General features: G+C 65.4%; 12 protein-coding genes. 5 read left to right on the forward strand and 7 right to left on the reverse strand.

Annotated features, from left to right (window positions below; genetic code table 11):
* Positions 1-113 precede the first annotated feature (113 nt).
* Positions 114-1,304 carry an acetyl-CoA C-acyltransferase gene (locus NYQ83_RS07650; RefSeq protein ID WP_261213734.1) on the forward strand — a complete coding sequence of 397 codons (1,191 nt, stop codon included), beginning with the start codon at positions 114-116 and terminating at the stop codon, positions 1,302-1,304.
* Positions 1,305-1,456: 152 nt separating this feature from the next.
* Positions 1,457-1,888 carry a BA14K family protein gene (locus NYQ83_RS17775; RefSeq protein ID WP_128292240.1) on the forward strand — a complete coding sequence of 144 codons (432 nt, stop codon included), beginning with the start codon at positions 1,457-1,459 and terminating at the stop codon, positions 1,886-1,888.
* 86 nt (positions 1,889-1,974) lie between these two features.
* On the opposite strand, the gene NYQ83_RS07660 is transcribed toward NYQ83_RS17775, so the two are convergent.
* From NYQ83_RS07660 to NYQ83_RS07670, 3 genes are all read right to left on the reverse strand, one after another.
* Complete coding sequence (locus tag NYQ83_RS07660; RefSeq protein WP_261213736.1) at positions 1,975-2,781, reverse strand: DUF1206 domain-containing protein; 807 nt, start codon at positions 2,779-2,781, stop codon at positions 1,975-1,977.
* Between the two features lie 125 nt (positions 2,782-2,906).
* Complete coding sequence (locus tag NYQ83_RS07665) at positions 2,907-4,676, reverse strand: TRAP transporter permease (protein ID WP_261213738.1); 1,770 nt, start codon at positions 4,674-4,676, stop codon at positions 2,907-2,909.
* Between the two features lie 53 nt (positions 4,677-4,729).
* Positions 4,730-5,701 carry a TAXI family TRAP transporter solute-binding subunit gene (locus NYQ83_RS07670; protein WP_261213739.1) on the reverse strand — a complete coding sequence of 324 codons (972 nt, stop codon included), beginning with the start codon at positions 5,699-5,701 and terminating at the stop codon, positions 4,730-4,732.
* 389 nt (positions 5,702-6,090) lie between these two features.
* Between NYQ83_RS07670 and NYQ83_RS07675 the strand changes: the two genes are divergently transcribed.
* Entirely contained in the window at positions 6,091-7,239 is a 1,149-nt protein-coding gene (locus tag NYQ83_RS07675; protein WP_261213740.1) for a GGDEF domain-containing protein, read from the forward strand.
* A gap of 85 nt (positions 7,240-7,324) precedes the next feature.
* Positions 7,325-8,854 (forward strand): mannose-1-phosphate guanylyltransferase/mannose-6-phosphate isomerase, encoded by a 1,530-nt coding sequence (locus NYQ83_RS07680; RefSeq protein WP_261213742.1) that lies wholly within the window; start codon positions 7,325-7,327, stop codon positions 8,852-8,854.
* Here NYQ83_RS07680 and NYQ83_RS07685 read toward each other — a convergent pair.
* The 4 genes from NYQ83_RS07685 to NYQ83_RS07700 all read right to left on the reverse strand — a co-directional run bounded on the left by NYQ83_RS07685 (position 8,775) and on the right by NYQ83_RS07700 (position 12,750).
* Complete coding sequence (locus tag NYQ83_RS07685; protein WP_261213743.1) at positions 8,775-10,052, reverse strand: nucleotide sugar dehydrogenase; 1,278 nt, start codon at positions 10,050-10,052, stop codon at positions 8,775-8,777. The two genes, NYQ83_RS07680 and NYQ83_RS07685, sit on opposite strands and share 80 nt — an antisense overlap.
* 196 nt (positions 10,053-10,248) lie before the next feature.
* Positions 10,249-10,683, reverse strand: coding sequence for a hypothetical protein (locus NYQ83_RS07690; RefSeq protein WP_261213745.1), 435 nt, complete (start codon positions 10,681-10,683; stop codon positions 10,249-10,251).
* Positions 10,684-10,848: 165 nt separating this feature from the next.
* Complete coding sequence (glpK, locus tag NYQ83_RS07695; RefSeq protein WP_128292232.1) at positions 10,849-12,342, reverse strand: glycerol kinase GlpK; 1,494 nt, start codon at positions 12,340-12,342, stop codon at positions 10,849-10,851.
* Positions 12,343-12,540: 198 nt separating this feature from the next.
* The gene (locus tag NYQ83_RS07700) at positions 12,541-12,750 is read right to left on the reverse strand and encodes a hypothetical protein (RefSeq protein ID WP_128292231.1); all 210 of its coding nucleotides are present in this window, start codon (positions 12,748-12,750) and stop codon (positions 12,541-12,543) included.
* A gap of 241 nt (positions 12,751-12,991) precedes the next feature.
* Here NYQ83_RS07700 and NYQ83_RS07705 point away from each other — a divergent pair, with 241 nt between their 5' ends.
* Positions 12,992-13,585, forward strand: a complete 594-nt coding sequence (locus NYQ83_RS07705; protein ID WP_261213748.1) for an exopolysaccharide biosynthesis protein — start codon at positions 12,992-12,994, stop codon at positions 13,583-13,585.
* The last annotated feature ends 25 nt before the right edge of the window (positions 13,586-13,610 follow it).

Genomic DNA, 13,610 nt, shown 5'->3' on the forward strand with positions numbered 1-13,610 from the left:
GGCCGCCCGCTCCTGTCCGCCAACTCCCGGCCTTCTGGCCTCTTGTCCGAACTCAGCCCGTGCGCTTCCGCGCACGGCATTCTTGCCGCCCGCGTCAGAAAGCGAGACATGCCATGCAAAATCCCGATCCTGTCGTCATCGTCGGTGCCGCCCGCACGCCCATGGGCGGCTTTCAGGGCGATCTCAAGGATGCCACGGCTCCAGAGCTCGGCGCCGCTGCCCTCAAAGCCTCGCTGGAGCGGGCCGGGGTCACGCCGGAGGCCATCGACGAGGTGATCTTCGGCTGCGTCCTCAGTGCCGGTCAGGGCCAGGCGCCCGCGCGTCAGGCGGCGCTCGCCGCGGGTCTGCCGCTCGCCACCGGCGCCACCACCGTCAACAAGATGTGCGGCTCCGGCATGAAGGCGGCGATGCTCGCCCACGACGCGCTCCTCGCCGGCTCTGTCGAAGTGGCCGCGGCCGGCGGCATGGAGAGCATGACGAACGCTCCCTATCTCCTCGACCGGGCGCGCTCCGGCTATCGCATGGGCCACCAGAAGATCATCGACCACATGTTCCTCGATGGCCTGGAAGACGCCTATGACAAGGGCCGTCTCATGGGCACCTTCGCGGAGGATTGCGCCGAGGCCTATCAGTTCACCCGCGCCGATCAGGATGCCTTTGCCATCGCCTCGCTGGAAAAAGCGCAAAAGGCGATCGCCGACGGCAGTTTTGAAGACGAGATCGTGCCGGTCACGGTGAAGACCCGCAAGGGCGAGGAAACCGTGCGCCAGGACGAGCAGCCGCCCAAAGCGAGGATCGACAAGATCCCGAGCCTGAAGCCCGCCTTCCGGGAGGGCGGCACGGTGACGGCCGCCAATTCCTCCTCGATTTCAGACGGAGCGGCCTCGCTCGTTCTCATGCGCCGTTCGGAAGCGGAAAAGCGCGGGCTCACCCCGCTTGCCGTGATCGCCGGGCACGCCACACACGCCCAGGCGCCCAATCTCTTTCCGACGGCACCGATCGGCGCGATCGAGAAACTCGTCCAACGCACGGGCTGGGATCTGCGCGACGTCGATCTCTTCGAGATCAACGAAGCTTTTGCCGTCGTGGCGATGGCGGCGATGCGCGATCTCGACCTGGCGCAGGAGAAGGTGAACGTGCATGGCGGCGCCTGCGCGCTCGGTCATCCGATCGGGGCCTCCGGCGCACGCGTTCTGGTGACGCTTCTGGCTGCGATGCGCCAATACGATGTGACGCGGGGCATCGCCTCCTTGTGCATCGGCGGCGGCGAGGCGACGGCGATGGCGATCGAACGGCCGGCCTGAGCGCGACAGCCCGCATCGGCCACTTTCCGACGGGTTCAGGAAAAAATGGCGTGCAGGCCCCGCGCGCGTCAAAAGCGCCTTCGCTTTGACATACCTCGGGAACACTCTCGGCAGACGGCGTATAATGCCGGCCCAAGACCTGGGAGTGAACAATGCGATTGAAGAGCCTCACGGTCAAAATTTGCTGTCTTGCCATCGGCCTTGCCTGGAGCATCCCCTCGGCCTCGGCGGCACCGGTTTCAGCCCCTGCGGTCGCGCCGCCTGACGCCGCACAAATCGTGCAGCCGGTGCAATGGGGACCGCCGCCACCTCCGCGCTACGGACCACCCCGCTACTACCGCCCTCGCTACGGTCCTCCCCGTTACGGGCCGCCGCGCTATGGCCCGCCGCCGCGTTGGCGCAGACCGCCTCCGCCGGGATGGGGCCCACGCCCGCGGTACTACGGCCCACCCCCGGTCCGCTACGGCGCACCGCGCCCGTGGACGCGCGAATGGTATGCCTATTGTTCGTCGAAATACCGCAGCTTCGACCCGCGCACAGGCACCTACCGCCCCTATAACGGGCCGCGCAGGCTCTGCCGCTGAGGCGAACGGCAAGGTTCGGGCGGAGACATGCTCCGCCCGAATTCGTCAACGATTTGAACTTGAAGCTGGCGTGCTCGACGCCGGCTTTACTGGGGCATCGGGTCAGAGACGGTGACGGAGCCCATGCGGATGCGGCGGAAGGCGGCTTCCACGAAGCAATAGCCGGCGAAGGCGACGAGGCCGAGCGCCACCAGCAACAAGAGAACGGTGCCGAAGGGCAGGCCCTGGATATAGCTCAGCGCGTCTTCGAGGCCCGGCGCACTCGAGGCGTCGTAGATGCCGCCCGCATAGAAGGCGAGAACGCCGATCACGATGAAGATGACGCCGCGCGCCATCAGCCCCAGCGAACAGACGGGTTTCACCATCTTCATCTTGTCGCGGTCGAGATCGAGGTATTTTTCGTAGCCGGCTGACCAGCCCTTATAGAGATGCGCAAGGCCGATACCGACCGGCACGAGGCAGAGGGCAAGAGCCACCCAGCGTCCCCAGGCCTGACCGAAAAGCCAGGTCAGCCAGCCGGACGTCGGATCGCCGGAGCCGCCGCCCCCGCCGCCGCCAATGGCGAAAAGCAAACTCACCACGAAGGCGGCAAGGCCCATATGGATGACGCCGCTGCAGAACAGGAAAAAGCGCAGAAGCAGGCCCTTGGCATCATTGCCATGATCGTCGAGATCGCCGAACGACTGGGCGAAGCGCCAGAGCCCGAAGGCGGCAAGACCGATGCCGACCACGCCAAGAAGCACACCGCCGAGCGGCTGCGTGAGGATTTCGCGGAGCGCGCCGCGCGTGTTCTCCGCCTGCGTGGACCCGATCGCGGCAAGAACCGCCAGGATGCCGACCACCAGATAGACGACGCCACGCGCCGCATAGCCGCCGCGCGTGCCCCATTTCAATTGTTGCGAGATTTCCGCTGCGATGATCGCCCCCCTCGGTTTCGCCTCGACAACGTCAGATGGCGAGGCCGGTTCCGAGAGAAGAAGATCTGGATCTACCAGGGGTGCGCGAGCGGCTCGTGGCCTCACACGCTGACGAAAACGAAGAGAACGCCTGCAAGGACCAAAGGCACGCGCAGCATCAGCGGGCGGGCGGCGATGATGCCATAGGAGAGCATGGATAGCCCCACCCCCACCTTCACGAAGGCAAGAAGGGCTGCAAACGGGCTCACCCCGAGCGCAAGAAGCGACGGATTGGCGATCATGCCGAGCGGGATCACGTAAAGCCCGATGCCGAGCAGCATCGCCTTTCCCGCCACCTTCAGCCAGTTCTCACCGATCATGCCGGCGGCGATGAAGACCGCCCCGCAGACGGGCGGCGTGATCGTCGACAACAGCGCAAACCAGAAGACGAAGAGATGCGCGACGAGCGGCTTCAGCCCGAGAGCGGCAAGGGCCGGACCGGCGACCGAAATGCAGATGACATAAGCGGCCGTCGTCGGCACCTCCATGCCGAGGATGAGGCAGGCGAGCGCCGTCAGGAGAAGCGCCGGCCATAAGGAATCGTTGGCGACGGAGAGGATGGTCGACGTCACCTTCACGCCGAGCCCGGTCAAGGACAGAACCCCGATGACGATGGAGGCGCAGATGATGATGGAGCCGATCATCGCCACCTGGCGGCCGGCCGTCACGGCGGCGATCGCGAACCTGTTGCCGAAATGGCGGAAGGAGAAGCGCAGGCGGACATCGAAGAAGAGCAGGATCGTGGCCGTCAGGATGGCGACGGAGGCCGCATATTGCGGCGTGAAGCCCGCGCCGAAAATCGCAGCCAGCAGCGCCAGAAACGGCACGGCGAAGAACATCGAAGTGATCATCGCCTCGCGCCGCCCCGGCTGGTCGGTGCTTTCCACCGGGCGCAGATCGTAGCGCGTGGCAAAGGCGTCGACGCCCACCCACACGGTCAGGAAGTAGAGGATCGCGGGCGGCAGCGCGGCCGCCATGATCTGCGTGTAGGGCGTGCCGGTCAGCTCCACCATGACGAAGGCGCCCGCGCCCATCAAAGGCGGCATGATCTGCCCGCCCGAGGAGGCGACGGCCTCAACCGCGCCGGCGAGCGATTTCGGATAGCCGAGCTTCGTCATCGCCGGAATGGTGATCGCCCCCGTCGAGGCGACATTGGCGGAGGCGGAGCCCGAAATGGAGCCGAACAGCGCGGACGACAAGGTCGCGACCTTTGCCGCGCCGCCCTTCAGCCGGCCCGCGACCACCGTCGCGACATTCATGAAACCCTTGCCGGCCTCGCCCGCATTCAACACCGCGCCCAAAATGACGAAGATCGCGACGACATTGACGGAGACGCCGGTGAGCTGCCCCCACAGGCCGCCTTCGGCGAGCGTCATCGTCCCCAGAAAACTCTCGAGCGGCAGGCCGGGATGGCCAAATTCGCCCGGCACATATTGCCCGAAGAGCCCATAAGCGAGGGTCGCGAGAGCCACGAGCGGCAGCGGCCAGCCGATGGCACGCCGCGCCGTTTCGAGCGCCACGGCGATGAGGAGCACGGCGAGCCCCATCTGAAAGGGCCCGTCGATGAAGCCATACTGGTCGGCGATGTCGGAGGCGTTCAAGGCGATATAGAGACAGCCGCTTATGCCGAGAAGGCTGAGCGCCCAGCCGCTCCAACGCTGCCAGGGCGTCTTCGCGGGCAAGATCAGCATCCACGGCAGGAGAAGCGCCATATGGATCGGACGCGCCGCCAGCGCCGGCGCAAGTCCGTAAAAGATCAGGCCGATATGGAAGGCGATCGAGACGAGCCCGAGCGCCACCCATGGCCAATGCTTCGCCGGCGGATCGTCCACGGGCTCGCCTTTCGGTCAATCGCCGGAAAAATGGGAGAGTTTCGGCCGGGCCGCTATTTCAGCTGCTCCGGCACGTCGATGCCCGCTTCCTCGTAATAGCGCAGAGCGCCCTCGTGGAGCTTGCCTTCGATTTCCGACAGAAGCTCAGGCGACACCGCCTTCCACCACGGCGCCGTCTCGGACAGGCGCGCCTTCTCTTCCCAGAACGTCTTCGTCACCAGATAGGCCGTGTCGGCGTCCATCGCCGTCGTCGTATAGGCGATGACCGGAAGCGAGGTCGTCACCACGTCCTCATCGACGCCCGCATAGGTGCCGGCGGGAATGACGGCGCGGGTGCGGCCGGTCTTCTCGACTTCCTCATCCGTCATGGAGACGAGGCCGATATCGGCGCTCGCGGCCGTTTCCACGACGTTCGGCGCCGGAAACGAGCCGGAGGTCACGAAGGCATCGATCTGCCCGTTCTTCAGGGCATCGGCGGCATTGCCGAGCTCGGCATTGGCGATCGTCACCTTGTCCTTGAGATCGAAGAGCTCGAGATATTTCTCGCCCTCGCGCGCACCGAACGAACCCTTGCCGAGAAGCACCGACTTGCCTTCAAGCGCGCTCAAGGGGAGCACCGCCTCGTCGCCGGCGATGACGAAATGCATGGTGAGCGAGGGGATCGGAAAGAGGGCGCGAACGTCCTTGAACTTTTCGCTCGGGCGTTTTTCGAAGGCGCCCTTGCCGGCCTGGGCGAGGCCCACCAGCGCCGGCGGCGTGGTGAAGATGAAGCTTCCCGGACGAACCGCTGCTTCCATGACGTTCTGGACCGAGCCCTGGCTTTCTTCGACCGTCAGGATCACATCGCCGTCGGTGCCCTGCTTGATCGCCTCGGAGAGCTCCACGCCCATCTGATAATAGGAGGTGCCGGCCTTCGCCGACTTATAGGTGATGCGGGTTTCCGCCTGCGCTCCGCCAGCGATCACGGCCGCCGCGATCAGCGCTCCGCCGGCCGCCCAAACGCGCCATCCAGCTCTGTTCCTCATGTCCGATCCTCCCCTTCAAATTCCCCTTGATGCGGCTCTGGACAATGCCGAACCGGCTGACGGCAAAGGCCTATTCGATCCCTTCCGCCGCGGCAAGCTTCGCAAGCCCGATGCGGCCGTGTCTCAAGGTCGAGGCAAAGGACAATCCGCCTCTGCCCTTACTCCGCTCGCCGCAAGCGCATCGCGCCCACCTCCCGAGGGGGAACGGCAACTCCGTCACGCGAATTTCTCCGTGCCAGCGGCTGCGACAATCTGGCCATGTCTCTGAACCAACGAACGAAACGCAAATCGCCATCGTCCCTTTCCGCTCAGGCCGTGCGCATTCTCACGGTTCTATTCAGGACTTCTAAACTCCTGTAGCCCATTCGCCGTACAGGTGGGGCGGAGCCATGACGGCAGAGACAATGCTCATATCGCGGAGCGATGGAGAGGAGGCGATCCTCCCCCAGCTGCTCGATCTCGTTTACGGCGCCTTGCCTTCCATCACCCTCATTCTGATCGGGTTCGCCGTTGCCGGAACGATCGCCGCGATGGACACGGGCGACCAGATCCTCGGTGCCATCACGATCTTCGGGTTTGTCGTCGGTCTGGCACGTATCGCCATTTGCCTGCATTACCGGCGCTGGCGCCGAAGCGCTTCGCGCCTTGTCGGCGACTGGCGCCGCTGGGAGCATGCCTATATGGCGGGCGGCTGGGTATTTTCCGCATGTCTCGGGGGCCTGGCGGCGCGCACCCTCGTCTTCCAGAACCACATGGCCGATGTCCTCGTAATGACGCTTACGATGGCCTATTTCACCGGCATCGTCGTGCGTGTCGTGCGGCCGCAGATCGCCATCGCGCAGCTCCTTCTCGTGCTGCTGCCGGTCATTGCCATGTCGCTGACGCTCGGCGGCTCGAGTTACATCGCCCTCGCCTTCATCGAGGTCATGTTTGCGGTCGGCGCCATACAGCTCATCGTCTACAATTCGCAGACCATGGTCGCGCGCCTTCAGGCGGAGCGCTCCTTGAGCCTGCTCGCACGCCACGATCATCTCACGAAGCTGCCGAACCGCGCCTATTTCGAAGAGAAAATGGCGATGGCGATCTGCGAGGCGGGCGCCCGGGGCGAAGGCTTCGCGCTCATCGTCCTCGACCTCGACGGCTTCAAGCCGGTCAACGACACGTTCGGCCACGTCATCGGCGATCAGCTTCTTTGCGCCTCGGCGGACCGTATCCGCACCGCTCTGCCATTGGAGGCTTTCGCCGCGCGGATCGGCGGCGACGAATTCGCCGTCATCATGCCGGTCGGCATGGGGGGCGCCGAAGCCTTCGCGCGCGGCAAAGCGATCCTCGCGGCCGTCGCACAGCCTTTCGCGCTCGGCCACGAGGATATCCGCATCGGCGCGAGCGCCGGACTTGCGACCTTCGTCTCCGGCGAGCTCGGCGCAAAGCAGCTCTACACCATGGCGGATCAGGCCCTCTACCAGGCGAAACGTCAGGGACGCGCCAATATCTGCGTCTACGCGGAGAGCTCGTTCGTCGCGCAGCGCGCCGCCTGAGCGCAGGCCACGAAGGGCGGCGCGCCGTCCTTGCATAAGTTGCGAAAACCTGCGATCGCTACCTGGGGTTCAGGGGGATGAACCGATGGGGGCAATCGTTCCGCTCATTTTGTGCGGAGGATCAGGCACGCGCCTTTGGCCGGCCTCGCGCGTATCCGCGCCAAAGCAATTCATCAACTTCCTGGGCAAACGCTCGACCTTCCAAGAAACGATCCATCGCGTCAGCGCGCCGGATATTTTCGCGCCGCCCGTGATCGTCACGGCCGCCCGCTATCGCCACATGGTGGCAGAGCAATTGGCGGCACTCGGCTTGACCGCCACCATTCTCCTCGAACCTGAAGGCCGGGATTCCGGGCCGGCGGTCGCGGCCGGAGCCCATTTCATCGCCGGGCAAGACCCCCAGGCGGTCGTCATGATGCTCGCCGCCGACCACATGGTGGAGGATGTGGCAAGCTTCCGGGCGGCCGCGCAGGAGGCCGTCGCCAGCGCGCAGCACGGCCATATCGTGACCTTCGGCGTGCGCCCCGACCATGCCGCCACCGGCTATGGCTACATCCGGCCCGATGGCGCCGGCGAGACGTCGAGCATCCGTGCCGTCGCCGCTTTCATCGAAAAGCCGGACGCTGCGGCGGCGCAGGATTATGTCGCCGCCGGCTATCTCTGGAACTCCGGCAACCTCGTCTTTCGCGCCGATCAACTCCTTGCCGAATACGCCCGCTTCGATCCCGAGACGGTCACGGCCGCTGCCGAAGCCGTGGCCGGTGCGAGATGCGAGTTCGGCTTCCTGCGGCTCGAGGAAACGAGTTTCGCCCGCACGACGCCCGCCTCCATCGATGTCGCCGTCTTGGAGAAAACGAAGACCATACGCGTTCTTCCCGTCTCCATGGGCTGGCGCGATATCGGCTCCTGGGAGGCGCTCTGGTCGCTCACCGAAAAGGACGGGGAGGGCAATGCCGCGCGGGGCGAGGCGCTCTTCGTCGAGGCGCAGGACAATTACGTCCTCGGCGACAGCCTCGTCGCCATCGTCGGCCTTTCGGGTCTCGCGGTCGTTCAGACACGGGATGCGACGCTCGTCACAGATCGATCGAAAGCCGAGGCGCTCAAACCTCTCGTTGCCATGCTCAAGGAAAGCAGTCGGCCGCAGATCGAAGAGCCGGCCTATGTCTATCGCCCCTGGGGAAGCTATCAGGCGATCGATCGCGGCGAGCGTTTCCAGGTCAAGCGCATCGAGGTGAAGCCCGGCGGCCGGCTCTCTTTGCAACGGCATTTTCACCGCGCCGAGCACTGGATCGTTGTCCGCGGCACGGCGCTCGTCACGATCGGGGACACCGAAAAGCTTCTTTACGAGAACGAATCGACGTTCATCCCAATCGGCGCAGTGCACCGCCTCGAAAACCCCGGAAAGATCCCGCTCGAGCTCATCGAGGTGCAATCGGGCGCCTATCTCGCCGAAGACGACGTCGTGCGGCTCGACGACGATTACGACCGGCTTCGCGACAGCGACTGGGAGCGCCGCGCCTACGCCACCGAACCGGTCAGAGGCTCCAGTAATGGAGGTGCGGGGGGCACTCCGAAAAGCGCGACTTCACATCCACAACCACGCCGCCATCTCTGACGCGCTTGAAAAGATCTCGCCCCGCATCGGCGAGATAGGCCGCATGCGGAACGGCCATGATGGCTGCATCGAGATCGTCGATCGCCTCGATCTCCTTGAGCTCGATCCCATAGGCACGAAAGGCTGCGCTCTTCTCCGCGAGCGGATCGTGCACGAGCGGCGTGATGCCATAGTCGCGCAGCTCCTCGACGATGTCGGGCACGCGGCTGTTGCGGAGATCGGACACGTTTTCCTTGAAGGTGAGCCCGAAAACGCCGACGCGGCTGCCCTTCACGCGCGACCCCTGCCCGATCATCAACTTGACGGCCTTGCGCGCGATGAAGGCGCCCATCCCGTCATTGGTGCGGCGCCCGGCCAGAATGACCTCCGGATGGTGGCCCATCTCCTCGGCCTTGGCCGTCAGATAATAGGGATCGACGCCGATGCAGTGACCGCCGACGAGGCCCGGCGTGAAATCGACGAAGTTCCACTTGGTGCGCGCGGCCGCCAGCACGTCGGCGGTGCGCAGGCCGAGACGATCGAAGATGAGGGCAAGCTCGTTCATCAGCGCGATGTTGAGGTCGCGCTGCGTGTTCTCGATCACTTTCGCGGCCTCCGCCACGCGGATCGAGGGCGCGCGATGCACCTCCGCCTCGAGCACCGAGCCGTAAAGCCCGGCGAGACGATCGAGCGTCTTATCATCGGAGCCTGAAACCACCTTCGCAATGGTCTCGAAACGATGGCGGTCGTCTCCGGGATTGATGCGCTCCGGCGAATAGCCGACGGCAAAATCCTCCCCGAACCTCAAGCCGCTCTCGGCTTCGAGGATCGGCACGCAGACGTCTTCGGTCGCACCCGGATAGACGGTCGATTCGTACACGACGATGTCGCCCGCCTTCAGCACGCGCCCCACGGTCACCGAGGCGCTCTGAAGCGGCCTGAGATCCGGCCTTCGGGCGGGAGTGATCGGCGTCGGCACCGTGACGATGTGAATATCGGCCCGGGCGAGCTCTTGCGCGTCAGACGTGATGTGAAGCCTTGGACAGGCGAGATTCTGCGGCGTCACCTCGGCATTGCGATCGCGCCCGGCGCGCAATTCCTCCACGCGGGCCGCATCGATGTCGAAGGCGACAACCTCATAGCCCGCGCGCGCAAAAGCTGCGGCGACCGGGAGCCCGACATATCCGAGCCCCAGGACGGAGAGACGATGTCGATCCAAAGATCCCCTCATGCGATGGTCACGATCAGGCAGGGGGGCGATGTGTCGGCAACCGTCCTCCAAATGCTACGCGACACGCCTACAAGCGGCGGGTTTTCCGGTCAACGGCGGGGCATGCTCTCGGTTGTGGCCTCCCCAGTTGCAGATGGCACACCCGAATGACGCGCCGGGACGCCACCATGCGCCGGAGGGTGCCTCAAAAACTCAGAATGCGCGTGTTCTCCGCCAGGAGATGCTCCGCCATCTGCGGCGGCTCAGCGACACCGACGCCCTCGATCAGCGCATCCTCGTTCAGCCCCTTGTTGGGCAGATAGAGGGCGCAGACGTCGACGGCCGTGTCCGTCTTTTGCAGCATGGTCTGCATCAGCCCCTTCGGGCTCATGCCTTTCGGCTTCTGCAACGCCATCGCGCTCGCCGGCGCATTCGTGAGGGCGATATCGGCCGCCGGCCCGCACAGAAGCACCCGCGCCTTCGCCCCCTGCTGCACGGATTGCATGGTGAGCACCATCGCCATCAGCTGCGTCTGCGGCTCGGGCGATGTCACGACGGTCACGAGCGACGGCTTTTCCTGCGCCACGGCGGGCGTAGCGAAAACCAGAACGAGGCTCGCGAGGGCAAGGATCTTGCGCATCAGGGTTCTCCGCAAATCATCACATTCACTTTCAAGAATATGATTGTGATGAGGCCTGTAAAGCCCGAATGCCGCGCCCCTTCGCCGCGCCCACAACGAGACCGGCCGCCACGCTGTCGCGCGGCGGCCGTCTTCGTCAGAGATCATTTGGCAGAGATCGAGGCGTCAGTCCTGCCGGGTCAGCGTGCGGCGCACGGCATCGCGCCAGCCGGCGAGCTTTGCGGTCCGCACGTCCTCGGAAATCTGCGGCGTGAAGCGGCGTTCCGGGCGCCAGGCCTTGGCGAACTCCTCTTCCTGCGGCCACACGCCGGCCTGCCGGCCTGCGAGCCATGCCGCGCCAAGAGCGGTCGTCTCCAGAACCACCGGGCGATCGACCGGCGCATCGAGAAGATCGGCGAGACGCTGCATCGTCCAGTCGCTCGCCACCATGCCGCCATCGACGCGCAGAACCGGATTGTCGGCGCCCTGCCAGTCGCCCTGCATGGCGGAAACGAGATCGGCCGTCTGGAAACACACCGATTCGAGCGCCGCACGGGCAAGTTCCGCCGGGCCCGTCGAACGCGTCAGGCCGAACAGCGCGCCGCGCGCATCGGAATCCCACCAGGGAGCTCCAAGCCCGGTGAAGGCCGGCACGAGATAGACGTCCTGGCCGTCATCGGCGCGGCCCGCGAGTTCACCCGATTCTTCGGCGCGGTCGATCATTTTGAGCCCGTCGCGCAGCCACTGCACGGAGGCGCCGGCGACGAAGATCGAGCCCTCGATCGCGTACGTGGTGCGCCCGTCGAGGCGGTAGGCGATCGTGGTCAGAAGCTTGTTCTTGGAGCGGACGAATTCGTCACCCGTATTGAGGACGGCAAAGCAGCCGGTCCCGTAGGTCGACTTCACCATGCCGGGCGTGAAACAGGCCTGGCCGAGGGTGGCGGCGTGCTGGTCGCCGGCAACGCCGCGGATCGGGATCGCCGTGCCGAAGATCGCAGGATCCGTCTCGCCGAATTCCGCGGCGCTGTCCTTCACCTCCGGCAGCATGGAGCGCGGCACGCCGAGCATGGCGAGAAGCTCGTCGTCCCATTCGTTGCGGCGAATGTCGAACATCAGCGTCCGCGCCGCATTGGTCGCGTCGGTCGCGTGGACGCGCCCGCCCGTCAGCTTCCAGATGAGCCAGGTGTCGACCGTGCCGAAGAGAAGATCGCCCGCCTCCGCGCGCGCCCTCGCACCTTCGACATTGTCGAGAATCCAGTTGACCTTGGTGCCGGCGAAATAGCTGTCGATCAGAAGACCGGTCTTCTCGGCGACCGGCTCGGCATGCCCCTCTTTGATGAGGCGCTCGCAAAGCCGCGCCGTCCGGCGATCCTGCCAGACGATGGCGTTGTGGACCGGCTTGCCTGTCTTGCGATCCCAGACGAGCGTCGTCTCGCGCTGATTGGTGATGCCGATGCCGGCGAGATCCGGCGCGGAAAGCCGGGCTTCGGCCAAGGCGCGCCGCACGGTCTCCACCGTGGTCCGCCAAAGGTCTTCCGGATTGTGCTCCACCCAGCCGGAACGCGGGAAATGCTGCTGGAATTCCAGCTGCCCGACGCCCATGACGTGGGCGCGATCGTCGAAGACGATCGCTCGTGTCGATGTCGTGCCCTGATCGATGGCGAGGACGTAACCGCCCATATCCTACCCTTCCTTATTTTTCGTCTCGACCGTTATTGGGCGAGCGCCCGTCATGCTCAAGGGCGAAGGCGGGATAGAGGGAAGGAAATCGGCACTCGGCGGGCAAAAGCCCGGAAATCCTCATCTTCTGAATGCAATATGCCGGCCCCGACAACCCGGAACCGGCATATTGCGAGGCCAGTCAGCGCTGAAAGGCGGTCAGTGGCGCGCGGCCATTTTCTTGTTGCCGCACAGACGCTCGAACGCGTCGGCCGGGGCGTGCCCGGTCGCTTCCGCTTCGGCCGCGAGATCGCAGGCGGTGGCAAAGGTCGACATCATCTGAGCGAACGAACGGCCCTGACGTGCGAGCGCGTCGTGCCAGTGCGCTCCAGCGAGATGGGGTTGGGGGGTTGAGGGGGATGTGCGCATCGGATCACTCCTGCTTTGACCCTTCTATTCTTGCCGCTGCCCTACGCCCGCTCGCCGCACTGCACAACGTACCTTACGCGATAGCTGCCATCGCGAATTCGGGAGGCTCCGGCTGGAGATAGCAGAAATTCCGTTAACCCCTTTGAAGTTCGCCGGAGCCGGGCTTCGAGGCGCAGCGCCGGCAGGCCGGCGTGGTCAGGCGCGGCGTGGAACCCACCCTCTCCTCCGCCGTTCGGCGTTCATGGAATCCAGTCCCCGCAACACCACCGAGGTCGTCGATCGCCTCGCCGAAACGGCACGCCAGCACGAGCGTGTCTCCATTGGACAGATGATGGACACGTTCGGCCACCGCAGCTACGGCCCCTTCCTCCTGGTCCCCGCCTTGATCGAGCTTTCGCCGATCGGCGGGATACCGGGCGTCCCCACCTTCCTCGCCGCCATCGTTGCGCTCTTCGCAGGCCAGATGCTGTTCGGCCGCGACCATTTCTGGATCCCGGAATTTGTCTCGCGCCAAAGCGTCTCCGCCAGGAAACTGGGCGAGGCGACAAAATCCATGCGCGCCTTCGCGCGCCGCCTCGACCGCTTGTTCCACGGCCGGCTCACCCGCTACGCCAGCGGCCCCTTCGTGCGGGTCGCGGCCTTCATCTGCATCGTGATGACGCTGACCGTGCCGCCCCTGGAACTCATCCCGTTTGCGAGCAGCGCGCCGATGGGCGCCATCGCGCTCATCGGGCTCGCGCTCCTCGTCTGCGACGGTGCCCTGATGATCGCCGCCACAGGCCTCGCCGCCGTCGCCCTCGTGATCACGGCAAGCATCTTCACGCCGGCGCTTTGAGCGCATGCACCGCCGAGGACGGCGC

The organism is Afifella sp. JA880 (assembly GCF_025379905.1).
Taxonomy (GTDB): Bacteria; Pseudomonadota; Alphaproteobacteria; order Rhizobiales; family Afifellaceae; genus Afifella; species Afifella aestuarii.